Origin of the sequence: Haemophilus sp. SZY H36 (genome assembly GCF_018829625.1) — a bacterium.
GTDB lineage: Bacteria > Pseudomonadota > Gammaproteobacteria > Enterobacterales > Pasteurellaceae > Haemophilus > Haemophilus haemolyticus_K.
This window is the reverse complement of the sequence record NZ_JAHKKA010000001.1, coordinates 242,034-267,836: the sequence shown is the minus strand read 5'-3', so window position 1 is coordinate 267,836 and position 25,803 is coordinate 242,034. Positions and strand designations below refer to the sequence as shown.

The window sequence follows — 25,803 nt, the reverse complement described above, 5'->3', positions numbered from 1 at the left end:
ATGTACTTCAAAATAGGTGCTAGTGAAAGAGAAAGCATAAAAAAACCGCACTTTTAAAAGTGCGGTTATTCTAACCTTTATTTTTAGGATATAAAGGCCCTAGTTGAAAAAGATTATTTCCTTTCTGTAAAATATGTGCATTTATTTAACAACGCCTTAAGAAAGTGATAGAATTCGCCACGCGTTTTTTGTCTAATTTCGCTCGTTCAATGGTAGGAATGAAGCCAAGTAGGGCAAAAATGCGGTTAATTTTTATAGAATTTTAAACGAACACGTCACCTTTCGTATGGGTGACCACTGTATAAGGAAAAAACAATGCCAATTATTACTTTACCTGACGGTTCCCAACGTCAATTCGATCATCCTGTTTCTGTTCTTGAAGTCGCACAAGATATTGGTGCGGGTCTTGCTAAAGCTACTATCGCAGGCCGTGTAAATGGTGAGCGTCGTGATGCATGCGATGTTATCGACCAAGATGCAACGCTTGAAATCATTACCGCTAAAGATGAAGATGGTTTAGAAATTATTCGCCACTCCTGTGCACACTTGTTTGGTCATGCCATTAAACAATTATTCCCAGATGTAAAAATGGCAATCGGTCCAACTATTGAAAACGGTTTCTACTATGACATTGATTTAGACCGCTCTTTAACGCAAGAAGATTTAGATGCAATCGAAAAACGTATGTTGGAATTGGCAAAAACCAATTATGACGTTGTGAAAAAACGTGTTACTTGGCAAGAAGCGCGTGATACCTTTGAAAAACGCGGCGAGCCATACAAAATGGCAATTTTAGATGAAAACATTGAACGTACTGAAACGCCTGCGTTATATCATCACTTAGAATATATTGATATGTGCCGTGGCCCACACGTGCCAAATATGCGTTTCTGTCAGCATTTCAAATTACAAAAAGTTGCTGGTGCGTACTGGCGTGGTGACAGTAAAAACAAAATGTTACAACGTATCTATGGTACGGCTTGGGCGGATAAAAAACAACTTGCTGAATACTTAACACGCTTAGAAGAAGCGGCAAAACGTGACCACCGTAAAATTGGCAAAGCATTAGATTTATATCATATGCAAGAAGAAGCGCCAGGTATGGTGTTCTGGCACAATGATGGCTGGACAATTTTCCGTGAACTTGAAACGTTCGTGCGTACTAAATTAAAACAATACGATTATCAAGAAGTAAAAGGTCCATTTATGATGGATCGCGTGTTGTGGGAAAAAACTGGTCACTGGCAAAATTACGCAGATTTAATGTTCACAACTCAATCTGAAAACCGTGAATATGCAATTAAACCGATGAACTGTCCAGGACATGTTCAAATTTTTAATCAAGGTTTAAAATCTTACCGTGATTTACCAATCCGTATGGCGGAATTTGGTTCTTGCCATCGTAATGAACCATCAGGTTCTTTACACGGTTTAATGCGTGTTCGTGGCTTTACTCAAGATGATGCACATATTTTCTGTACTGAAGATCAAATTGAGAGCGAAGTAACTAGCTGTATCAAAATGGTGTACGACATTTATAGCACCTTTGGTTTCACTAATATCGCAGTAAAACTTTCTACTCGCCCTGAAAATCGTATCGGTTCAGATGAAATGTGGGATCGTGCTGAAGCAGGTCTTGCAGCAGCATTGGCGCATAACGGTCTTGAATATGAAATTCAAGAAGGTGAAGGCGCATTCTATGGTCCAAAAATTGAATTCGCATTACGTGATAGCATTGGCCGTGAATGGCAATGTGGTACCGTGCAATTAGACTTCGCTTTACCAGGTCGTTTAGATGCAACTTACGTGGCAGAAGATAATAGCCGTAAAACCCCTGTAATGATTCACCGTGCAATTTTAGGTTCTATTGAGCGTTTCATTGGTATCATTACTGAAGAATATGCAGGTTTCTTCCCAGCATGGTTAGCGCCAACCCAAGCGGTTGTAATGAATATCACTGATAGTCAAGCAGACTACGTACAAAAAGTTGCGAAACAGCTTTCTGATGTAGGTTTACGAGTGAAAACTGATTTACGTAACGAAAAAGTGGGTTTCAAAATCCGTGAACATACTTTACGTCGCGTGCCTTATATGCTTGTTTGCGGTGATAAAGAAATCGCTGAAGGTAAAGTGGCGGTACGTACCCGTAAAGGTGCTGATTTAGGTACATTTACCGTGGAAGAATTTGCGGAAATCTTGAAAAATCAAGTAAGAAGCCGTGAATTAAAATTACTTAATGAAGAATAAAAAACTTTGAAAAAGAGACCGCACTTTAGTGCGGTTTTTTCATCTCATATAGGGAATAAATATGAAGATTACTTTTCTTAAAACATTAACGCCAGAGCTAAATTTAGTTCAATATAATGACATCCCTGTTCTTCACCTAAAACATGCTGTTGGAGAAGCAAAAGTTTCCTTGCAAGGGGCACAGCTTATCAGTTGGAAACCGCAAAATGCGAAGCAAGATGTATTATGGTTAAGTGAAGTAGAACTATTCGAAAATGGCAATGCTATTCGTGGTGGCGTACCGATTTGTTATCCTTGGTTTGGTGGTGTAAAACAACCAGCACACGGGACAGCTCGAATTCGCTTATGGCAGTTGAGTCACTACGATATTTCAGCGAATAAAGTGCGGTTAGAATTCGAGTTGTTTTCTGATTTAAATATTATCGAAGCTAAAATTGTAATGGTGTTCACGGACAAATGTCATTTAACCTTTACACATTATGGCAAAGAACCCGCGCAAGCAGCATTACATACCTATTTCAATATTGGGGATATTAATCAAGTGGAAGTACAAGGTTTACCTGAAACTTGTTTTAATAGTTTAAATCAACAACAAGAAAACGTTTCGTCACCGCGTCACATTTCTGAAAGTGTGGATTGCATTTATTCCGCAGAAACAATGCAGAATCAAATCGTAGATAAAAGTTTCAATCGTACGATTGCACTGCATCATCATAATGCAAGCCAATTTGTCCTTTGGAATCCTTGGCATAAAAAGACGAGTGGAATGAGTGAAACTGGCTATCAAACGATGTTGTGCTTAGAAACTGCTCGCATTCATCACTTGCTTGAATTTGGCGAAAGTTTAAGCGTAGAAATTTCGCTTAAAGGCTAAATTTTGTTGCATAAGTGGTGTGAATACTATAGAATTCGCGGGATTTTGCTCGTTCCTTGCGGGCAACAAATTTGAAATCTTTTATTTTTAGCGAAAAGATTTTTACTATTAACCAATAGAAGGAATACGATTATTAAAACCGTAAAAAAAGCGCCGGCAGTAAATCGCCCAAACCGTATCAATGAAGAGATTCGTGTAAAAGAAGTTCGTTTAATTGACCAAGATGGTGAACAAGCAGGGATTGTTTCTATTCAACAAGCCCTAGAAATGGCAGAGCAAGCAGAGCTTGATCTTGTTGAAATTAGCCCAAATGCAGAGCCGCCGGTTTGTCGCATTATGAACTACGGTAAATTCCTTTACGAAAAAAGTAAAACCGCTAAAGAACAAAAGAAAAAACAAAAAGTTGTGCAAGTGAAGGAAATTAAATTCCGTCCAGGCACAGACGAAGGTGACTATCAAGTTAAATTACGTAGCTTAATCCGTTTCTTAGAAGACGGAGACAAAGCAAAAATTACCGTGCGTTTCCGCGGTCGTGAAATGGCTCACCAAGACATCGGTTTTGATGTGTTGGAGCGCGTAAAAAACGATTTAGCTGAAATTTCTGTCGTTGAATCTGCACCAGGTAAATTAGAAGGCCGTCAGGCTGTAATGGTGTTAGCACCTAAGAAAAAATAAGGATTTTGCTGAGATTTCTCAGCAAATCTTTTTGTTTAAGTTTGACTTAAATGAAAAGACAACTGCACGTTGGGCACACTACGCAGCCTAACTGCTTTTGAAAAGGCAATTTAATTTGCCTTATGATGGAAATGATCAGTGCTTCCAAGTAACTTAAGTTCGCCTGATTATGTTGTTTTAAACGAAAAATGCGGAGTTATTTTAACAATGCCTAAAATCAAAACAGTACGCGGCGCAGCGAAGCGCTTCAAAAAAACTGCTTCTGGTGGTTTCAAGCGTAAACAATCTCACTTACGTCATATTTTGACTAAAAAAACAACTAAACGTAAACGTCATTTACGTCATAAATCAATGGTTGCGAAAGCAGACCAAGTTTTAGTAGTAGCTTGCTTACCATACGCATAAGTCGTTATTTAAGCAAAACGTACGATTAGTTCATTTTAGAAAAATATTACATAGGAGATTAAATAATGGCTCGTGTAAAACGTGGTGTTATTGCAAGAGCACGCCATAAGAAAGTTCTTAAGGCTGCTAAAGGTTATTATGGTGCACGTTCACGCGTGTATCGCGTTGCTTTCCAAGCGGTGATCAAAGCTGGTCAATACGCATATCGTGACCGTCGTCAACGTAAACGTCAATTCCGTCAATTATGGATTGCACGTATCAACGCTGCAGCGCGTCAAAATGGTTTATCTTACAGTAAATTCATCAACGGCTTGAAAAAAGCATCTGTTGAAATCGACCGTAAGATTCTTGCTGATATCGCTGTATTCGACAAAGTAGCGTTCGCTGCATTAGTTGAAAAAGCAAAATCTGCACTTTAATTTGTTAAAGTTTAGATAAAGAATTAGGACGCTGAAAAGCGTCCTTTTTTTGCATTTGTGATTTCAAATTTTGTAAAATAATGCCATTAGTTCTCATCTGTTAAAATCTATGTCCGAAACAATCCCACTGAATCCTATCACGTTGCCTTTAAATCAAATTAGCTTAATCGAAGCATCCGCTGGTACGGGGAAAACCTACACTATTGGATCTTTATATCTCCGACTTTTATTAAAGGAGGGAGAAAATAACTTTTCTCGTCCGTTAAATGTAGAAGAAATTCTGGTAGTAACATTTACGGAAATGGCAACAGAAGAACTCAAGAAAAAAATTCGTGAGCGTATAACAGATGCGATTGATAAACTCACTGCCTTTGCAGAAACCCAAGATAAATCCGCATTTAAAAATGATGAATTTCTTACCGCACTTTCTCAGGATTTGGATATTTTTGAGGCAATTCATCGCTTGAAATTAGCCGAGCAAAATATGGATTTGGCGGCGATTTATACTATTCACGGTTTTTGTCGCCGTATGTTGATGCAATATGCTTTCCATTCTGGCATTCATTTCAATTTAGAATTAATTAAAGATCAATCTGACTTGTTAGTTCGTTTTGCTAATGAATTTTGGCGAGAACATTTTTATCCGTTGGATTTTGAATCTTCGAATTTTATCGCGACAGAATTAGTATCACCTGCAAATGTGTTGTCTTTGTTGAAAGCGGATTTAGGTAAAGATTTGCAGGTGGAGATTGAAAATAAACAGGCGTTATCTGTACCAATACAAATCTTTTTACCGCAATATCTGGGTGGTTATCAAAAGGCGTTGAATGAATTAAAGGCATTTTGGTTAGAAAGTGCGGATGAAATTTCAGCGATTATTACCAATGAACTGGAGAAAGATTATCCAAAAGATCAGTTGAAATCGTTAAATCGTAAAAAGTACCAAGTAAAGCGTTTATGGGATTGGATTAATAAAATTAATCAATGGTCAAATAATCCTAGAGATTATCAAATTAATACCACATTGAAAGAGTATTTTCTACAATCATCTATTGAGAAAAATTACGAAGAACAAACTGATAAAAATAAAGATAAAAAACCGGCAACGCCTTTTTATGCACCGATTTTTGAAGAGCTTGAAAAGCGAGTTAATTCTTTAATATCCCCAGATTTACTTCGTAGAATCATTCTTTATCATTATCGACAAGGCTTACAACAAAAACTTTTAGACTATAAACTTAATCACCAAGAAAAATCCTTTGATGATTTATTGCGTTTGCTTTGCGAAGCCTTGCAAGGCCCACAAGGGAATGAATTAGCGGAAATGATTCGTTTCCAATATCCTTTCGCGATGATTGATGAATTTCAGGATACTGATTCACAACAATACGCTATTTTTTCAAAAATTTATCGTGATAATCCCGAAAAAAATACTGGTTTTATTATGATTGGCGATCCGAAGCAGGCGATTTATCGTTTCCGTGGCGCAGATATTTTTACTTATCTAAAAGCATCGGATGAAGCCCAATCTCGCTTTGAACTCACTAAAAATTATCGTTCAGAGAAGCATTTGGTTGATGGCGTCAATGCGTTGTTTGATTTTCCTCAATCGCCATTTATTTATCAAAATATTAACTTTACTGCTGTTGATTCTCGTGATGATCATCTGCGATTTTATTTAAACGGTAAGGCAGAACCTGCTTATCGTTTTTATTTAACTGAAAGTGACAAAGTGAATAAAACTGAAATGGCAAAAATATGTGCTATTTCTATTCAACATTGGCTAAAAAGTGCGGCAGAAAATCAGGCAGTTTTTCAAAACGAAGATACCTGTAAAACCTTACAAGCGGCGAATATTGCCGTATTGGTGCGTGATAAAAATGAAGCGGCTTTAGTAAAAAATGAATTGCAAAAATTGGGGATCGCGTCAGTTTATCTTTCAGATCAAAGTAGTGTTTTTGATAGCCATGTAGCAGTGGAGTTACTCAGAATGTTAAAAGCTTGTTTAAATGTTGCTGAACGTCCAATTTTGAATGCGATTGCGACCGCACTTTTTGGCTTAAATGCGGCGGATATTCATCAAATTCAGCAAAATGAAGCAGACTGGCAACGCTGGGCAGATAGCTTTGCTCAATATCAACAAACTTGGCAACGCCAAGGAATATTGGCAATGTTACATCAAATTTTATTGGAGCAAGGCATTTCAGAGCGATTATTAAGCCAAGCCACGGGCGAGCGAGATTTAACGGATTTCCTACATTTAGCAGAAATTTTACAACAATCTGCCACATTACACGAAACTGAAGCGGCATTGCTTAGTTGGTTTGAAAAACAAATTCAAGGCGAAGGTCGGCAAGAGGCTCAAATTCGTTTAGAAAGCGAACGCCAGTTGGTAAAAATCGTGAGTATCCATAAATCCAAAGGCTTAGAATACGATTTAGTTTGGCTACCATTTTTAGCTGTGCCGAGCAAAGATCCAAGTAAAAAAGACATCAATATTTATTATTCTAAAGAACGAGATGAAACCTTATGGGATATGGAAAATCGTAATTTGAACTCACTTTATGAAGAAACTTTTGCGGAAGAGTTGCGATTACTCTATGTGGCTTTAACCCGTGCCAAATATCAAATGGCATTCGCTTTGCCTGCGCAATTTGATAAAAAATGGAATGCCTTACATTATGTATTAAGCCAAGGCGAAATAGGCAAAGAAATAAATTTGTCAGATTCTAAAAATACCGAGACGTTGTTGCAAACCTTTAAAGAAAAAATGCAAGATAATGTGGAAATCTGCACGAAGCCAAATCTAGAGGCTTTTCCGGCTTTATCAATCAATACAAAAAATGATGAGCTTAAAGCCGCAGAATTTACTGGCAATATTGAGCAAGATTGGCGAATAACCAGTTTTACTTCAATTGAACAAGGTCATCGCCGCCAAAATTATTTCACTGAAAGTGTGGGTAAAAAACACGCTGTTTTTGATGATGCAAAAGATTACGATAGCCAAAATTCTATTGAAATTTCGACCGCACTTTTAAATGAAAATGAATCAAACATTTTAGATTTGCCACGAGGTAAACAAGTCGGGACTGCATTGCATCGCCATTTTGAAAATTGCTATTTTTCTGATTTAGCAAATACCGAAGAAATTGACAAATTAAGACAATCTTTACATTTAGATGAAACTTTTACAGAGCCGCTACAAAATTGGCTACAACAGATTTCACATACGCCACTTTCTAATGAAATAGGAATAGCATTAGCTGATTTGGCAAATAAAGATTGTATTAAAGAAATGCCATTTTATCTGGCTATTCGTGAACATTTTGATGTTGAAGCATTTAATCACGCGTTGAAAGCCCGTCATCATTTGCCAAGCGAGCCACTTCAATTTGAACAAATTCAAGGCATGGTGAGAGGTTCAATTGACTTAGTTTTCCGCCATAATGGGAAATATTATCTTGTTGATTATAAATCTAATTTCTTAGGTTCAACCCTTGATGATTACAATCAAGAGGTATTAAAAAGAGAAATGTTACACAGTCACTATGATTGGCAATATTTAATTTATACGCTGGCATTACATCGTTATTTGCAAAGCGTTGTGCCTCATTACGATTATGCGCGAGATTTCGGCGGGGTATTTTATCTTTTCTTACGTGGAATGAACGGAGAGCCACAATCTGGCGTATTTTATGATCGTCCACGCGTTGAATTAATCACAGAATTAGACGGGGTGTTTTAATGTTATCCGTATTACAAAAACTTAAAGAGCAGGGCATTCTTTCTCAAGGTGATTATTATTTTGCTAAGTTGATAGCTGATAAACAATGTCATACGGATTATCCAGAACCTGTCAAAAATTTAGCCATATTATTAGCCGCACTTTGTAGCTGGCGTTATACGCAGGGAAATACTTGCAGCCAATTAGATCGCTATTTAGAACATAATTTATTTGGCTTGGCTTATCGTACAACGGAAGAAGATTACTTAGCAGAAATTCGTGAAAAGATTGGTTATTTACCCGTTGAAGATTGGCAAAATGCGTTGCGCGGGCATATGGCATTTACGCAAGATCCCGTCAATCACATTGCGCCAATGGCATTTCAATTTGGCGCGTTGTATTTCTATCGCGCTTGGCAAGATGAATATCGTATCGCACAATATATAAAAAACACTTTAAAAAAACACCGAACTTTAGCCTTTTCTTATGATGAAATTCGTCAAAAATTGGATAAATATTTCCCTGAAAAACAGGAAAAAATAGATTGGCAAAAAGTGTCTGTAGCAACAGCGATTAAAAGCCCATTTTCGATTATTACAGGCGGCCCAGGAACAGGAAAAACCACCACAGTTACGCGTTTATTGCTCGTTCTACAAGAATTATTTGATTGTAAATTACATATCAAATTGGTTGCGCCGACTGGCAAAGCCGCCTCTCGTTTGGAAGAATCGATTAAAAATGCTTTAGGTTTTATGCAAGAAAAAATGAATTTATCCTATTCACTTTTCAATGCGATACCACAAAAAGCCAGCACTTTGCATAGTTTACTGGGTGTGAATGCCTTTAATGATTACACGCGCTATAACAGTCATAATCCTTTGCAGTTAGATGTGTTAGTTGTCGATGAAACATCAATGATTGATTTGCCGATGATGGCAAAACTTATCAATGCGTTAAAGCCTGAAACTCGATTAATTTTATTAGGTGATCAGGCGCAATTAGCCTCTGTTGAGGCGGGGGCAGTATTGGGGGAATTGGCTCAATTTGTTATTCAATCTTATAGTCATGAACAAGCTGCGTATTTACAAGCGACAACAGGCTATAAAGTCGAAGGTTCTGATCGTTCAAATTCAATACGTGATTGCTTATGCCATCTAATAGAAAGTCGCCGTTTTGATAAAGATTCAGGTATTGGCAAGTTGGCTGAAGTTATTCAAAAAGGCAAAGCAGACGATAGCCTTGGGTTATTTGAACATTATCCGCAAGAATTGCACTTTAATGCCTTAAATGATGAAAGCGATGCAGTTAATCAAGTGGTGAAAAGTGCGGTGGAAAATTACCGCACTTTCTTAAAAATGTTGGATGATTTACGTAAACAAAAAATTGATCCTAACGCTAAAAATGAACAAGGCATTTCCTATGCTGAAGCCATTCAAGCGCAATTTAATTCTGTGAGATTTTTAACCTCACTTCGTAATAACAATTTAGGAGTTGAAAATCTCAATAAAGAAATCTCGTTAGCGTTGCGAGAAGAAAAATTGCTTTGGTTCCGTAATGAACAAGATTGGTATATCGGCAAGCCAATTATGATTACTGAAAACGATCATAATGTTCGCCTTTATAACGGCGATATTGGGCTGTGCTTGGCGAATGGTAAAGTATGGTTTGGCAATCGAGAAGTGCTGACAAGCCGAATTCCAGCACACGAACCCGCTTTTATGATGACGATTCATAAATCTCAAGGTTCAGAATTTGAGCACACTGTAATGGTTCTTCCAACAGAAGTGAATCCAGTATTGTCGCGAGAATTAGTTTTCACCGGGGTCACTCGTGCGAAAAAAGAACTTACTGTATTTGCCGATGAAAAAATATGGAAAACAGCAATTCGCCAGACAGTGAGACGCCAGAGCGGATTGGGGAAATTATTGGAAGAGTTGAATTAGTCAAAAAGGCGGAATGAATCCGCCTTTAAATTCATAAATCCATCGGTTATTCATCAACAATATCAGTAAATTCTGCACCTAATACTTTTGCTAAATCTTGTGGTGCAATTTCTACACTTAGTCCACGTTTTCCGCCTGAAACATAAATCGTTTCAAACTCAAGTGCGGTTGAATTTATCACGGTTTTCACGCGTTTCTTTTGACCCAGCGGACTAATTCCCCCCACAAGATAGCCTGTACTTTTTTGTGCTGCATCTTTATCTGCCATTTCTACTTTTTTCACACCGATAGATTTTGCCGCTTTCTTTAAATTCAGCATATTGGCCGTTGCAAGCACAAAGCAAGCGAGTTTTTTCTGATCGCCATTTTCCGCCACAAGTAAGGTTTTAAAAGAGCGGTTAGGATCAATACCTAGTTTTTCTGCGGCTTCATCACCAAAATGTTGATTGTTTGGATCATGATCATAAGTATGCAAAATAAAAGGAATTTTTTGTTTTTTAAGTAAATCAATTGCGGGTGTCATTATTTCCTTCCTGGTTTTGGTGTAAAATAATGTCGATTATTTTACAGCGGAGAGAAAAATGGACGCAACCTTAAATATTGCGATAGCAGCAGAATTTGAATTAAGTGAAAAAATTGTAGAGCGTTTAGAACAAAGTACGCTTGAAATTAGTAACGTTTCTATTGTTGAAATGATACCTTTTGAAGAAGAACAAAATATTCGTTTTCGCAATAAAGGCGTTGAACAACTTTCGCCAAATGAAGTTAAGTGGGCTGATTTTAATTATGTCTTTTTTGCAGGAAAACTTGAGCAAGTTTCCCATATTGCGCAGGCAGCAGAGCAGGGCTGTATTGTCATTGATATGTTAGGCGTTTGCAGTGCGCTTTCGGATGTGCCCGTTGTTGTCCCAACGGTAAATGAATCACAACTATTTGAGCTGAGACAACGTAACATTGTCAGCTTACCTGATCCACAAGTAAGCCAACTTGCCTTAACCCTTGCCCTGATTTTACAAGAGACTAATCTTAATCAAGTGTTTGTTACCTCTTTATTACCAGCCTCTTATACAGATGCGGAAACCGTCACTAAACTTGCGGGACAAACAGCCCGTTTATTAAATGGTATTCCATTGGATGAAGAAGAAACTCGCTTAGCGTTTGATGTTTATCCACATCAAACACCTAGTTTATTGAATCAATTACAACGAATCTTTCCTCAATTAGATCGTGCTACATTCCACGCAATCCAAGTGCCTGTATTTTATGGATTGGCACAAAAAGTCACCGCTCTTTCAGATTATAATTTCGACTATCAGCCTCAAAATAGCGAGCTTATTGCTTTAGAAGAAACCTTAATTACGCCTGTGCTTAATGGAGAACAAGAAAATGGAGAAGAATCAGTAAAACTTCATTTAAGTCAAATAAGTGCGGTAGAAAATGGCGTAGAATTTTGGTCCGTGGCAGATGAACAACGCTTTAATCTCGCCTTACTTTCAGTGAAATTGTTGGAAGGAATTTATCAGCAAGGTTATTAATACCCAGGAAATTGAGGAGAATAGTATGCAAAATATTCTATTTATTATCCATTCATCCCCTTATGGTGACGAACATTTTTTTAGTGCATTACGTTTGGCGTTACAGTTGCAAGAGCAGCATAAAAGTGCGGTTAATTTAAAAGTATTTTTAATGTCTGATGCGGTAACTGGTGGTTTAGCAAAACAAAATCCATCAGAAGGGTATCATTTACAACAAATGTTGGAAATTTTAACGGCACAAGGGGCGACAATTAAACTTTGTAAAACCTGCACCAATGCTCGTGGTATCACCGAATTGCCGCTGGTGGACGGTGTGGAAATAGGGACGTTAGCAGAGTTGGCAGACTGGACGATGGAAGCTGACAAAGTATTAAATTTTTAATAATAGATACATAATACTCCCTCATAACTAATGAGGGAGAATATATTATTCTTATAAAGTATAGATAAAATAAAAATCCCTGCTCAAGGAGCAGGGATCTATATTTGGTGCCTAGGGTCGGACTCGAACCGACACGGTTATTCACCGGCGGATTTTGAATCCGCTGCGTCTACCAATTTCGCCACCCAGGCAATATCTATGATTTGAATTATACGGATATTTAGTCTATGAGCAAGAAAAAATTTAATAAAAAATCTTATTTGATTTATAAATAGCCAATATAATTTTTTTGAATAAAAAATACCTAGCTAAAAGCTAGGTATTTCAAAAAAGTAAATTTAAGCCGCTGCAAGATTACCTAAATCTTTATCAACTAAGAATAAACCTTTACCATCATCACCAAGAAGATTAAGTTTATCTAAAATACTACTAAATAATTTTTCTTCTTCGTGTTGTTCTGCAACGTACCATTGTAGGAAATTGAAAGCAGAGTAGTCTTTTTCTTCAAAAGTTTTACCTACTAATTCATTGATTTTGCTGGTAATCAGTTTTTCGTGTTCATAAGTGATTTCGATCACTTCTTTTAATGATTTATACTCGTGTGATGGTGCTTCGATGGCAGAAATAATTGCTTGAGCACCGGTTTCATTTAAATAAGTGAATAATTTACGCATATGTTGCATTTCTTCTGCCGCGTGTGCAGATAAGAATTTTGCAGCACCTTCAAAGCCTTGTTGCTCACACCATGCGCTCATTTGAAGATAAAGATTAGAAGAATAAAATTCCAAATTCATTTGATCGTTTAACAGTTTGATTACGTTTGCTGATAACATTTTATTTCTCCTATATTATTCTAAAGTCGCTAAATCACGATCGATGAAGAACAATGCTTTGCCGTCTTCACCTACAAGGTTAAATTTATCAATGATGCTGCTGAATAATTTTTCTTCTTCATGTTGTTCAGCAACGTACCATTGTAAGAAATTAAAAGTAGAGTAGTCCTTGTTTGCGAAAGTAACTTCAACTAATTCATTAATTTTTGATGTAACTAATTTTTCGTGTTCTAAAGTTATTTCAAACACCTCTTTTAATGAAGCATACTCATGTTTTGGTGCATCAATTTTACCTAAAAGTGGCATACCACTGGTTTCGCTTACATATTGGAACAATTTTTGCATATGTTCTAATTCTTCATCAGCGTGACGAAGCAAAAATGCGGCTGCACCTTCATAACCGTGTTTTGAACACCATGCGCTCATTTGTAGATAAACATTAGAAGAGTAGAACTCTAAATTGATTTGTTCATTGAGTTTGTTTGTGATGGCTTGATTAAGCATAACTAATTCCTTTCCATTTGATTGATAAAAATGCAATAAAGCTCAATTTGCGATTCTCATTTTAGGTGTCTAAATGAGAATTTGCAAGTTTTTTCTTTGATTTTTTTTATAACTTATTAATTTTAAAGAGTAAAATCAATAGCAACTATTCTCATTTATGTTGAATTAATGTTCTGATTAATAATACAACGTCACATCTTAATTATCCCTGCAATAAAGAGCTCAGATTTTACGTAGCGCGATCTTATTTTTTGACTTCCATATTCTATTGAAAATAGCATCGGGCGGCCTGAAAAAGCTTTGAAAGAAGAGTAGCGATTAATCCTATAAGCGTTACTTCGCAATTAATTAATTTAACATAATATACATTATGCGAAATTAGTTATCAGGTTAGCGAAAGCTACGGATTAAATAAATCACATAGTTATGCACAAGTCACAGGTACTAGTAAAACAAGACAAAATAAGGATGGATAACACGTTGTAACGCGTTATTTTATCGTTTTATTGAATGGTCAGGTTAAAATGTCAATGAAATGTAAAGATTATCTATGTTCAAGGCTGAGCTTATAACTTGATAGAAAACCTACATTTATATACAATCTCAACGTAGTTAGATAGAAAGGAGTCAGCATGACTGATAATAAGAATGAAATTATTAAATGCCCATTCTGTTTTACAGAGTCAGAAAGGGGCATTAAGGTTTGCAGAGGTTGCCAAGCTACCGTTAAGTATGGTGAAAGTTTAATGCCTTATTTCATCATCTCATTAATTATCAGCGTTATAGGTGCTTATTTCACCTTACGCTTCTTAGGTGAACATATTTTTACGTCTATACAAAATCTAAGTGGATCTGCTGGCTTTACCCTTTTTGGCATTCTTGCATTTATTCTGTTCGTTTTATCTATGTACATTTTGCTTATTTATGTCAGAAGCCCTGATGCAAGAAAAAAAGTGATGTTCTATAGAAAAATGCCTAAATAAAATATGTATTTTAGCCTTTCGCATTAAGTCCTGTAAGTAATTAACTATCGCTTTGTTATTTACAGGGGGGAATTTAATGTGGTGATTTTTTGAAGAATTAATCCTTAGAAAAAACAACAAAAAAGCACGTTTTTATTAAAACGTGCTCTTCTAATAGATGTGACAACGTATCAGCTAACCTAGTAGTTTTATACCATATTCATATACTTGTTGTAGCAAAGATAGTTTTTCAGGGTTATCTGAATGTTCCTCTGCTAAACGTTGTAAACTTGATTCAAAATCTACCGCACTTTTTTCAAGTTTATTCTGTCGGTATTTTTGCCATTTAATTTGTTCGGCGCGTGTGAGGGTTTTATAAAAATGGCGCGCTCGATAATGGAATAATAATTCTGGGATACGTTTATCTTCAAAAGCTAAACCATGTTCAGCTAATTTTTCTGCAGGTAAACTACGTAAAATAGACATATTATTTTTATCAGCATTGCTGAAAAAACCATTGTATAGTTCAGTTTCTACATTATCATTCGATTCAAATTGACGTTCTTCATTAAAAATATCTGCCACTTTTTCACGAATATCAAAAGACGCTCGTAATTTTGCAAGATTATCCAAGCATAATTGTCTATCAATACCCAAGCGATTTGCTGTTTCTGGTAATAAGGTTTTAGCTGGCGCTAAAATAGGACATTTATTGATATGCACAAGCTTTAATGGAACAGATGAAACTCCCCTTTCTTCTAATTCTGATTTTTTTGTATATAAATCTGTCCGCAATTCATCCGCACTTTTGGCTAATAAATTATCGATATCGCCAGTTAAATCACACACAATTAATGCGTTTTGATTTGTTGGATGCCAAGCTAAAGGAGCAACACAAGTGCAATTTCCACGATAATTCCCTAACATCCCAGAAACATGCACTAAAGGCGCCATTGCGCCTGTATCAACCAATTTTTCTATTTCTTTTTTACCTCGGTTTTCAAAGAAATATTGAAATAATTTAGGCTGTTTTTCTTTAATTAATTTTGCCATAGCAATAGTTGCATATACATCCGCCATTGCATCGTGAGCATTTTCATGCGCAATAGCATTTGCTTTAGTGAGTTTTTCTAATCGGAAACTTGGCATTCCATCATCGTCATAAGCCCAAATTATCCCTTCTGGACGCAAGGCATAACAGGCTCGCACTAAATCTAACAAATCCCAGCGTGAATTCCCGTTTTTCCAGCTATATTCATAAGGATCAATAAAATTACGATAAAACGTATAACGCGTCATTTCATCATCGTAGCGAATATTGTTATAGCCCATGACACAAGTATTTGGCTGGGAAAACTCTGCTAAAATGTTTGCGGCAAATTCAGGTTCAGAAAGCCCCTTTTCATTACATTCTTGTGGTGTAATTCCTGTTACCATTACGGCTTCAGGAGCCGGTAAATAATCGTTGGTTTGTTTACAATAAAACATTATTGGTTCACCAATGATATTAAAATCAGCATCCGTACGAATACCCGCAAATTGCGCAGGGCGATCTGTTGCTGGATTTACACCAAAACTTTCATAATCGTAAATAAAAAAGCTGAAATCTTTTGCCATGACTACTCTCTTTTACGCGATAATTTTATCTAAATAATATAGGCAGAAAATAGCCGATAAACTAAAAATAATACCTAGCCAATTTAACTTACTGATTTTTTCTTTAAAAGCTAATGCGCCAGTTATCGTACCTAAGCAAATCACTCCAATGCTCATCCCAGCGAAAACAAGCGTCGGATTTCCAGCAAAACTTTGATGTGCTTTTATATAGAATAAAATATTAAAGAAATTCAATACACCTAAAACGATGCCGCCAATTACACTTGATGATGTCCATTGGGCACGTTTTAAGAATAAATAGATAAACATAACGCAAGCTGCAAGTGAGAAGGAAATAAACAATGTTGCAGGGAATGCACCGCCGCTTTTCGCCACTTGTTTGAATAAAATATCAATAATGCCGTAACCAAACCACACGCCGATTAATCCTAAAACACCTTTAAAATTGACCGCACTTTGCCCTTGATTTGGCTTAGTTAATAAACAAAATAAACCAATAAAGGCTAATACAACGCCAATGATTTTAGATTGGCTTAGTGTTTCATGAAAAATTAAAAACGCTGCTAAAATGGGAAGAAATAACGAAAGACGTTGTGCTGCATCTGAACGTACAATTCCAGCAAACTCCACCGCTTTTGACATAATAATAAACACACTAGGTAACAATAAACCTAGCGCTAAAAAAATGGGTGAGTTTTCGCTTTGTACGATGTAATCAGTAAATTCTAAGCCTTTAAAATCAGGTTTGAGTAAGAAATAACTGAAAGTGATGGCAGTGATGTAGTTGAACGCGATAGCTTGTTCGATAATAATATTTTTTTTACGGGCTATTTTAAGCAAAACTGAAACCGCTACGCTGCAAAGAATGGCAAGAATAAGATTGTGCATTTAAATTCCTTATATAATTAAAGTGCGGTCAAAAATCTTAAAATTTTAACCGCACTTCCCTTCTATTTTTTATTCTGTCGCACCGAATCCGCGTAAACCAACAACATGTACATGTTCTTGGTTGCCTGCGATTTTACGTACGAGTTTATAGGTTGTACCTTTTTCCGGGCTAATATTTTCTGGCGCTGCAATAAGCAATTGCATATCTAAACGTTCGCAAAGCTCGAATAAAGTAGAAATAGATTTACCGTCTAAACGCGCTGCTTCATCTAAGAACAACAAGCGACAAGGCACAATATCTTTACCACGAATTCGACGGCTTTCTTCTTCCCAGCTTTGAACAACCATTAAGAGAATTGACATACCTGTACCGATAGCTTCACCAGTAGAAAGTGCACCACTTTCTGCACGTAACCAACCATCAGCACCACGGAATACTTCCACTTCAAGCTCAAGATAATTACGGTAATCTAACAATTCTTCTCCGATTGTTTGCGCTGTGCGTTGCCCCATATCAATATGTGGATTGATGCGTTGATAGAGCTTCGCCATGGCTTCAGAGAAGGTGATGCGGTTGTCGTTGAATAAATCTTGATATTCATCTTGCTGACCTGAAAGCGCATCCAACAACATGGCATGGGTATCACGAATATTTACTACTAAACGAACAGATTTCACCTGACCAAACGCAATGTTTTGTAAACCTTGGTTGAGCATACGAATACGGTTTTGTTCACGCTGAATCGTTTTACGCATAATATTTGCAACACTTTCAGAACTGATAGCCAATTTTTTCTCACGGCCAGTTAATTCAGCCGTTAAACGAGAAAGCTCAATTTCCATTTGTTCAATGGCATCGATTGGATCATCCGTCTTAATGATGTCTTGGCGAATACGTTCACGTAGATGCTGATACACCGTAATAAAGAACCGCACTTTATTTTCAGGTTTGCGACTATCTTCCGACACTCTTAGGCTATCACGCAGATATTCATTATCTGCCACTGCTGTACGCAACGCACCTAATGCTTTATCCGACATTGAACGTAACTCATCTGCAGATAAATAAGCGAGCTCTCGGCGATTGAGGCGTTTTTCCATATCAGAGTTGCGGGATAAGCGTAAAACCACACACCAACTCACTTTCGCTGCTACAACTAATTCACGTTGAGTTTTATAATCACGTTCGGTTTTACGAATAAGACGATTTAAGTTGTCCGCTTCGCTTTCAATTAATGTCAGTTGTTTTTCTACATAAGAACGACGCTGACGACTCGTTGAAAGTTGTTGATGTAATTCATCACGACGTATACGTGCACGTTCTTCTGCACCATCATCAGCTCTCACGCCAAGATCGCTAATTTCACCAATCAACTCATTTAAGAGTTGATATTTACTGTCGTAAGAACTTTGTAACTGAATCAATACGCGATTATATTCTGCAAATTGACTTTGTTTTTGACGAACTTGCTCACGTTGCGTATCTCGCTGTGCCTGCATTTGTTCTAAACGTTGGCGAAGTTTTTCGTTTAGTTCAGAAGTTTCAGCCTGCCCAGCATCTTCATAACCAAAATGCGGTTTACGTTGTACAACATCAGCTAACGCAAATACGCGTTGTTGAACTTGTTTTTGACGCTCAATCGCTTGAGTTAATTCATTTTTTAAGCCTTCGTAATTTTCTGGATCACTTTGTAAACTATTTGCAATCGGCTCTAATTGTGACAACGTTACACCGTGTTGACGAATAAAATATTCATCTTGCTCTGCAAGATCTAATTGCTCACGACATTCTTCAATACGATCAATTAAATCCTCATCGGCCAATACATTGAGTTGTGGAATCAACTTATTGAGTAATTGCAGTTTTTCTTTTGCATTATCTAATTGAATGCGTAATTGTTGTTCGCCACTATTAAATTGGTTTAATTCACGATCAATTTCATTACGTTCGCGATTAATTTCAGACATTAACTCTTCTGGATTTGGCTGGAACGCAAGCGCCAGATGCAACCCAACAAATTGGCTGAAATGTTCGTGTAAACGTTGGCATTTTTGTACATCAAACGCAATTTGTGCATGTTGTTCTGCCACTTCATCACGTTCAATTTGTAATTCTTCTAAACGTTTTTCACGTGCTGCGCGTCCAAATAACGGGATTTCAGGGAATCTTGAATAGCGTAATTCACGATCTGAAACTTGCACGACAACACCTAGCTCAAGTTCTTGTGCGGATAATACGCTGTCGTCAAATGCGGTAGGATCGCCTTCAATTAAATACAAATCGTCTGGGCAATCTTCTAACTGCGCAAGTTGTTCACGCACAGCATTGAGATCACGCACAACAATAGCATGACGTGCAGGCCCATAAAGTGCGGAGAAATAAGGCGCATCTTCAATGGTTACGTCATCGTAAAGCTCTGAAAGCAATACCCCACCAAAACGTTCTGCCAGCATATTTAAACGAGGATCTTCTGAACCATCTGGCTGACTTAAACTAGAAATTTGTTCATCTAAATGTAAACGTTTTTGTTCAAGTTGATCACGTTGCATCGTGAGTTCACGCTCTTTCACAAGTTGTGATTGCATAAAGTTCATCACATCTTGGCTATGTTCAAACGTCTCGCCACTTTGTTGCTCTAAACGTTCTAATGAGGCTTGAGCTGTCAGCCATGCTGGGGCTTTACGCGCATTTTCATCATAAAGTGCGGTTAAATTTTCACGTTTTTGACGAAGTGTAGAACGGTTTTCCACTTGTTCTGAAAGTTCAGTAGAAATATCTTCAATTAACGCTTCTTGCTCTGCGTGATAGTCCTCTAATTCTTCAGCCGTTTGTAAACTTAAATTGGCACGTTGATTAAAATCATTAAGTAATTTGACTGCACTTTGTTGTTGTGCGTAACGTTGCTCAAGTTCATGTAATTTTGTGCGAAGTTGTGGCGTTTGTTGTGCCTGCAATTTTTGGCTTGGATATTCACGTAATAATTCTTTGGCACTTTCCCACGCCGCAGAACGAGGCATTTCCCCCGCAATTTTGCATACCAATTGGTACGCTTTATCAAACTGAGATTTTGCTGCTTCAGAAATGGACATTTTGTGCTCGAGTTCAAGCACGGTTTCTGTTAAACTTTCAGCATGTGCTTCAAACTCTGCGTGATAATCTTCTACATTTTTAACACTTAAATCCACTAAACCGCATAATGTTTTCGCTTTTTCAAGTGCTGCAATGGCTTGTTGATATTGAAGTGCGCGAGTTTGTTGGGCATCTAATGCTTGTTGATAGTCTGCTAATTGGGCTCGTACAGCGTCAATTTCAATTTCAGTTTGCTCAAATTGGGCTTGGCTTTCTTCTAACGCATCATTCGCATCTTCAACCACCATTTTTTGTTCTTCTAAACGCTCGGTGAGTTCAGCAATATCTTCTTGATAACGCGTAATTTTTTCTTGGTGACGCAAAGCATTTAACACTAAGTTAAGATGATCAACCGCACTTTGGTGATCAACTTCTAAAGTACGTTCACTTTCTGCCAATTCTTCTGCTTCTCGACTTAAATCAACCAAACGATGTTGAGATAAATTCTGCTCTGCTTTTGCTTTATACCACTCGCGACGAAATTCTAATGCAGCTTCAATATTGCCACGGCGTTCATTCGCATTACGCATATAATCCGAAGCAACATAGTTGGTGGTTTCAGTAATTAAATGTTTGAATAAATCTCGATCTGATTGCGTGACCTTAATCGCCTCTAAAGTCATACGGTTCTCACGCAATGCACTTTCCATATCTTGGAAGGCTTTGCGCACACCTAAATTTTCTGGCAATAAATAATCACGTAAAGAACGTGTGATCGCACTGGAAATACCACCGTATAAAGACGCTTCGATAAGTTTATAGAATTTGCTTCGGTCTGATGCTGAACGTAAACGTTTCGGAATAATACCTAAATCGAACATCATGCCGTGATAATCGGTGATGGAATGATATTGTTTAAATTGCGCACCAATATTTTCAATTTTATCTTTGAGTTCGTTTAAATTAAGTACTCGAGCTTGACGTTCGCCCACTGTTTCAGTGAAAAGTGCGGTCGGATTTTGAGATAATTCTACACCTTGAATTGAGAAAGTTTTTAAATCAACCTTTTTATCACGACCCGCAATTTGCTGCAGACGCACACCAACAAGAATACGTTGATGACGTGAGTTAATGGTGTCTAATACCGCGTAACAAACACCTGGACGCAATTTACCATGTAAACCTTTATCGCGAGAACCGCCTGTGGAGCCAGCTTCTGTTGTATTACGGAAATGTAAAAGGGTCAAATCAGGAATTAATGCTGTCACAAATCCAGCCATTGTGGTTGATTTACCTGCACCGTTACCACCAGAAAGTGTGGTAACTAATTCGTCTAAATCGAAAGTACGCGCAAAAAAACCATTCCAGTTAATTAAGGTTAAAGAACGGAATTTACCGCGCTCTACACCATTATTTGTCGTCATGCTAAAAGGCATTGGCGTTTCAACGATTTCTTCGACGTTTTCATTTTCCATAATGACTTCATCGCTCTCTAATTCGATTTCATTTTCTAATTCAAAAACATCAGACATTATTCTTGTTCTCCGTCAAATTCTTCGTCAATTTCATCCGCACTTTCCGTATCGTTTTCCGCTAATTGTGCTTGTTTTTCCAACGCTAAGGATTCTGGTGTTGCCGCTTCCCCATCACGAATGAGTCGAGCTTGTGCCTCTAATGGATCATCTCCGCTACGTACTTCCGCACCAAAACGAAATACAGATTCAGAAATCGTAAATTTCCCACTATTTTGTTCACCAACAGTTTGAATCATACCTAAACGACGTAAACGACCAATTGCCGCCCGCACTTTTTCTGCCAATTTTTGTTTATCTAGGTCAGAACCACTTGAACGCTGATTAACTGCTTTTAATAATTTTCCTTCATCGGCAAGATTTAATAATTCATCATACACTTCTTGCGTACTAAAAATGCCCTGTTGAGCTAAACGTTCTGGGCTTAAATAAAGATAACAAAGCACTTTACCAACAAGCATTTCCAACTCAGAAAGTACTGAACGCGCAATTAATGTCGTTGCTTTCGGGCGAAGATAGAAGAATCCTTCTGGTGCACGAATGAGTTCCACGTTATAGCGGCGATAAAATCCGTCTAATTCATTTTGGAAATCCATTAAAAATGCGTGATTATCTAAGTGCTCTGTGCTGATATGGCGACCTGAGCGCAATAGACTATCTACCACTGGAAATATTGGATTTGCAATCGCCACAGCGAGTTTTGGGGAAATTACATCTTGAAGGTTGTCTGTCATAGGTTATTTCTCTATTAAAACTTTATTCAGTTACTTTCTTCGTTAATCATTATTGCCAAATCTCCCCTAGCCCCTCTTTGCTAAAGAGGGGGATATTCTTTAGCAAATCAATTCTTGCTGATTCCTTCAGCATTTTCTAACACAATGAAATAATCTCAATGTCGATTATTTCATTATTATTCCCCTATTTAGCAAAGAGGGATTAGGGAGATCTAACAGAAGTAATTCCGTCGAAATTAGCTTTTAAATTATCTTAAAATCAATACTTATCAATCACATGCGCTTGCACTTCTGCGCCAAGTTTATTAATTGCTTGCCAATCTGGATAAATACCTGATAAATCATCATTCGCCATACCAAGGCGCACGGCTTGATCAACAATGATTCGAGCCACATCAAAATGACGAGAAAGTGGATAATTTTCCAGTTGTTCTTTTAACACTAAACTCAAATCAATCGGACGGTTATTTTCACGATAAGCAATCAGTAAGCCTTGCATATGCTCTACAATTTGATCATGTAAATCAGAAAGGGATTCGTATTGCAATTCTTCTGGTAATTCACCTAAAGCATCATCTTCACGCAACACCATTTCTTCATCGCGTAGATCAACTAAACGCTCAGATTGCGCTGTCCATAAGAACCAAGGATGATCAAAATAATGATGAATAGAATTACGTAAACGTTGTGAGAACACGCGATTTTTATCCATATCAATGGCTGTACGAATAAATTTATGCACATGGCGGTCATAACCAATCCATAAGTCTATGGCTTGTTGTCCCCAGCTAATAATTCGGTCAAGTTTTGATTGTAAATCGGTAATTAATTGATCAATAAAATACAAATCATCTCGCCCGATCACACAATCTTGAATACGCAATAATTGTGCCTGAAGCTTATCCCCAGCTGCATTTAACGTATCTTGCAATTCGCGCAAATTCCCTGATGTTTCATCTAATAAACGTTCACAGCTTGAAATTGCCGCTTGCCAATCTTTAGTAAGAAGCTCTGCAATTTCATCTTTAATACTTTGCTGGTTTTCATCCATAATACGTTGTGAAAGATCGATGCTATCAAAAATCTCCGCAACGGAATATTTTAATGGCGCAAACACATTACGACGCCAATAATGTTCACTTTCATTATTCTCCACGCCTTCTTCTGCAGAATCAGAAGCGCGTTGAATTTCATCTGCCACTATGGAAAGTTGTACAGAAAGGCGCAATGCGGAAAATTCACGCTGACGAATGTAATAATCAGACACGCCAACACCTAATGGCGTTAAACGATAAATCGCCAAGCCCTCCGTAAATTCGCTACTAAAACGATTTAATAAACGTTGTTTCACTAATTCATTAATTGCATTATTCGCTCGTGTTGCAATGGCATCGGTGGATTGCTCAAAAGCATTCATCGTATGGCGGAAGATATCCACAAGATCGGCTTCTAACATTTCGCCGTCTAAACGTTCGTTGTTATAAATTGCAATCGCTAGCAGGAAAACCAAGCGCTCGGTAGGTAAATTCAAAGAAAACTCGCGATCTTTTGCCCAAGAGACGAGTTCAGGAATAGTTTGGGATGTTTCAATCATTGAATTGCAAAGCGTTAAAATTGAACAAAAAATTGGAAAGATTATACAGGATTTTTTGCGGATCTTAAAAATCTTCTTTTGAATTGACCGCACTTTTCCTATTTCTAACGCAGGAGAAACACAAATATTACCTATTTTATTAAAAAATAAAGATATTTATAGGTTTCTAAAAATATAATACTTTAGATAATTAATTTCAGGAGATTTCTGCTGTGAAAAGTGGTAGTTGGTAAAATAAAAGAAATAATTTAATTTTTCAGAAATTTTCAAAAAATACTAGAAATAAAAAACATTTGAGCGTTTTTGCACAGTTTTAGTTAATAAGATTTCATATACTGATACCTCATGTACATCATCAGAAAAGGAAAAATCATGAAAAAAATGATCTCAACAGTATTTTGTTCGCTTATTGCTGGTACATCTTGTGCAAACTCATCAGTTTTTAGCATTAATGTGCCAGATTTACCTAAACACGGATTTCACGCTAAAAACTTGTTAAGTGCCGATTATGGTTTTGGTTGCAATGGAGGAAATCTGTCACCAGCGATTTCTTGGGCAAATGCCCCGAAAGGGACGAAAAGTTTTGTGGTGACGATCTATGATAAAGATGCACCAACAGGCATTGGCTGGATGCATTGGATAGTTGTAAATATTCCTGCAAAAACGACCGCTCTTCCTGAAGGCATTAAAGCTGATGGTACTAATTTACCACAAGGTGCGCTACAAACCCGCACTGATTTTGGTGTGCCAGGCTTTGGCGGAGCTTGTCCACCCGAAGGACAAACACATCGCTACGAAATTAAAGTCACAGCGGTAAGTGTAGAAACCCTGCCAAATGTGACTGCAGATACAATGCCTGCTGTAGTCGGCTATTTTACTAAAGCTAATGCCCTTGCCGAAGCTTCTATTATTGTAGAACATAGTCGTTAAACAGCACTAGATTGCCGAACCTCTAACGGAGAACAGCCAAAATATTGTTTAAATTTCACAGAAAAACGTGAATGACTTTCATAGCCAACTTCATAGGCGATTTGTGAAATTGGGCGTTGAGTGAGTTGTAACAAATTCAACGCTCGCATCATTCGAACTGTGGTTAATACTTCCCGAAACGATGTTTTTTCTGCGACGAGATGACGGCGCAATGTAGCTTCACTGGTATTTAACAATTTTGCAATGTCTCCAATTTTCCAGTGATACTCAAAATTTTCTGAAATTTTCTTACTAATTTGACATTTTAAAGAAGGTGTAGAAAAGGGATTAAAGATACCCCCCTGTTCAGACAACCAAGCCAGCAATTCCCACAAGCGAATTTCTACAATACGATCAGGAATTTCATCACTGGAAAGCGCTTTTGAAACAATCGAAAAAGCTTGCTGTATAAAAGGATGTGCAGGCAAGTGAAACAGGCTTTCAAAGGTTTTTGGATCCGAAAGCAGCCCAAAAAATCTCTCAACCACTGCATTATCAATAGATAACCAATCCGCTTGATATACACCTATTTCATCAGGTTCATTAATCACATCAAAGCGTTGATTTCCTGCCAACATTATCATTTCACCAGCTTGGATAATTTTCTCTCCATTTATCCAACGCAAAATTTTCCTACCACGCCTAACCCAAATAACGGTAGGTTGCGTAAAATAGGATTTATCTAGTTTCAATTTATGTCGTTGTATAATGGTATTTTTTTCAGCAAGATTAGGACGAATGGGCATAAAAATTCCTTATAAAAGTGCGGTCATTTTAAGTAATTTTTTATGAATGTTCTATATTAGGCTAAACACTCTCCTAATTTTTAAATGAAGGATCATTTAGAATTAATCTGCTACCTATAGCTATTTTCAACGTACAAATGCTCACTAGAC

General features: G+C 37.3%; 20 protein-coding genes and 1 tRNA gene. 11 read left to right on the top strand and 10 right to left on the bottom strand.

All coding sequences use genetic code 11. From position 1 onward, the window contains the following. Window positions 1-315 precede the first annotated feature (315 nt). The 7 genes from thrS (at window position 316) to recD (ending at window position 10,287) form a co-directional block, all read left to right on the top strand. The gene (gene thrS / locus KP713_RS01085; protein WP_215769602.1) at window positions 316-2,247 is read left to right on the top strand and encodes a threonine--tRNA ligase; all 1,932 of its coding nucleotides are present in this window, start codon (window positions 316-318) and stop codon (window positions 2,245-2,247) included. A 61-nt stretch (window positions 2,248-2,308) separates the two neighbouring features. Next, entirely contained in the window at window positions 2,309-3,121 is an 813-nt protein-coding gene (locus KP713_RS01080) for a D-hexose-6-phosphate mutarotase (protein ID WP_215769601.1), read from the top strand. A 129-nt stretch (window positions 3,122-3,250) separates the two neighbouring features. Next, window positions 3,251-3,796, top strand: coding sequence for a translation initiation factor IF-3 (infC, locus tag KP713_RS01075; RefSeq protein ID WP_425613348.1), 546 nt, complete (start codon window positions 3,251-3,253; stop codon window positions 3,794-3,796). Window positions 3,797-4,003: 207 nt separating this feature from the next. Then, entirely contained in the window at window positions 4,004-4,201 is a 198-nt protein-coding gene (rpmI, locus tag KP713_RS01070; RefSeq protein ID WP_005596065.1) for a 50S ribosomal protein L35, read from the top strand. A gap of 65 nt (window positions 4,202-4,266) precedes the next feature. Continuing rightward, complete coding sequence (gene rplT, locus KP713_RS01065; protein ID WP_005596075.1) at window positions 4,267-4,620, top strand: 50S ribosomal protein L20; 354 nt, start codon at window positions 4,267-4,269, stop codon at window positions 4,618-4,620. A 109-nt stretch (window positions 4,621-4,729) separates the two neighbouring features. Beyond that, window positions 4,730-8,365, top strand: coding sequence for an exodeoxyribonuclease V subunit beta (recB, locus tag KP713_RS01060; protein ID WP_215769600.1), 3,636 nt, complete (start codon window positions 4,730-4,732; stop codon window positions 8,363-8,365). Then, entirely contained in the window at window positions 8,365-10,287 is a 1,923-nt protein-coding gene (gene recD / locus KP713_RS01055) for an exodeoxyribonuclease V subunit alpha (RefSeq protein ID WP_215769599.1), read from the top strand. Before recB ends, recD begins: the two co-directional genes overlap by 1 nt. 46 nt (window positions 10,288-10,333) lie before the next feature. Here the strand turns inward: recD and ybaK are convergent, their stop codons facing one another. After that, the gene (gene ybaK, locus KP713_RS01050; RefSeq protein WP_005631703.1) at window positions 10,334-10,810 is read right to left on the bottom strand and encodes a Cys-tRNA(Pro) deacylase; all 477 of its coding nucleotides are present in this window, start codon (window positions 10,808-10,810) and stop codon (window positions 10,334-10,336) included. 58 nt (window positions 10,811-10,868) lie between these two features. Between ybaK and KP713_RS01045 the strand changes: the two genes are divergently transcribed. Together KP713_RS01045 and KP713_RS01040 are read left to right on the top strand one after the other, a co-directional pair. Beyond that, complete coding sequence (locus tag KP713_RS01045; RefSeq protein WP_215769598.1) at window positions 10,869-11,822, top strand: oxidoreductase; 954 nt, start codon at window positions 10,869-10,871, stop codon at window positions 11,820-11,822. Window positions 11,823-11,847: 25 nt separating this feature from the next. After that, on the top strand, window positions 11,848-12,204 hold the full coding sequence (locus KP713_RS01040) for a DsrE/DsrF/TusD sulfur relay family protein (RefSeq protein WP_106014280.1): 357 nt from the start codon (window positions 11,848-11,850) through the stop codon (window positions 12,202-12,204). A gap of 105 nt (window positions 12,205-12,309) precedes the next feature. On the opposite strand, the gene KP713_RS01035 is transcribed toward KP713_RS01040, so the two are convergent. The 3 genes from KP713_RS01035 to ftnA (KP713_RS01025) form a co-directional block, all read right to left on the bottom strand. Beyond that, window positions 12,310-12,395: transfer RNA gene (locus KP713_RS01035), tRNA-Leu, on the bottom strand. A 147-nt stretch (window positions 12,396-12,542) separates the two neighbouring features. Beyond that, window positions 12,543-13,037 (bottom strand): non-heme ferritin, encoded by a 495-nt coding sequence (gene ftnA, locus KP713_RS01030; protein ID WP_065264819.1) that lies wholly within the window; start codon window positions 13,035-13,037, stop codon window positions 12,543-12,545. Between the two features lie 15 nt (window positions 13,038-13,052). Beyond that, window positions 13,053-13,541: a non-heme ferritin gene (ftnA, locus tag KP713_RS01025; RefSeq protein ID WP_048953195.1), complete on the bottom strand. Its 489-nt coding sequence runs from the start codon at window positions 13,539-13,541 to the stop codon at window positions 13,053-13,055. 632 nt (window positions 13,542-14,173) lie between these two features. On the opposite strand from ftnA (KP713_RS01025), the gene KP713_RS01020 reads away from it, so the two are divergent. Beyond that, window positions 14,174-14,524 (top strand): hypothetical protein, encoded by a 351-nt coding sequence (locus KP713_RS01020; protein ID WP_215769597.1) that lies wholly within the window; start codon window positions 14,174-14,176, stop codon window positions 14,522-14,524. Between the two features lie 174 nt (window positions 14,525-14,698). On the opposite strand, the gene sbcB is transcribed toward KP713_RS01020, so the two are convergent. The 5 genes from sbcB to mukF form a co-directional block, all read right to left on the bottom strand. Next, a complete protein-coding gene (gene sbcB / locus KP713_RS01015; protein ID WP_215769596.1) occupies window positions 14,699-16,120 on the bottom strand; it encodes an exodeoxyribonuclease I in 1,422 nt (473 codons plus the stop codon). 12 nt (window positions 16,121-16,132) lie between these two features. Continuing rightward, complete coding sequence (locus KP713_RS01010) at window positions 16,133-17,008, bottom strand: DMT family transporter (protein ID WP_215769595.1); 876 nt, start codon at window positions 17,006-17,008, stop codon at window positions 16,133-16,135. A 69-nt stretch (window positions 17,009-17,077) separates the two neighbouring features. Then, window positions 17,078-21,610: a chromosome partition protein MukB gene (gene mukB, locus KP713_RS01005; RefSeq protein WP_215769594.1), complete on the bottom strand. Its 4,533-nt coding sequence runs from the start codon at window positions 21,608-21,610 to the stop codon at window positions 17,078-17,080. Then, entirely contained in the window at window positions 21,610-22,344 is a 735-nt protein-coding gene (gene mukE / locus KP713_RS01000; protein ID WP_215769593.1) for a chromosome partition protein MukE, read from the bottom strand. Before mukE ends, mukB begins: the two co-directional genes overlap by 1 nt. A 259-nt stretch (window positions 22,345-22,603) precedes the next feature. Further along, window positions 22,604-23,938, bottom strand: coding sequence for a chromosome partition protein MukF (gene mukF / locus KP713_RS00995; RefSeq protein WP_215769592.1), 1,335 nt, complete (start codon window positions 23,936-23,938; stop codon window positions 22,604-22,606). 372 nt (window positions 23,939-24,310) lie between these two features. On the opposite strand from mukF, the gene KP713_RS00990 reads away from it, so the two are divergent. Further along, complete coding sequence (locus tag KP713_RS00990; RefSeq protein WP_215769591.1) at window positions 24,311-24,868, top strand: YbhB/YbcL family Raf kinase inhibitor-like protein; 558 nt, start codon at window positions 24,311-24,313, stop codon at window positions 24,866-24,868. Here KP713_RS00990 and KP713_RS00985 read toward each other — a convergent pair. Continuing rightward, a complete protein-coding gene (locus KP713_RS00985; RefSeq protein WP_252346287.1) occupies window positions 24,865-25,653 on the bottom strand; it encodes an AraC family transcriptional regulator in 789 nt (262 codons plus the stop codon). The two genes, KP713_RS00990 and KP713_RS00985, sit on opposite strands and share 4 nt — an antisense overlap. Between the last annotated feature and the right edge of the window lie 150 nt (window positions 25,654-25,803).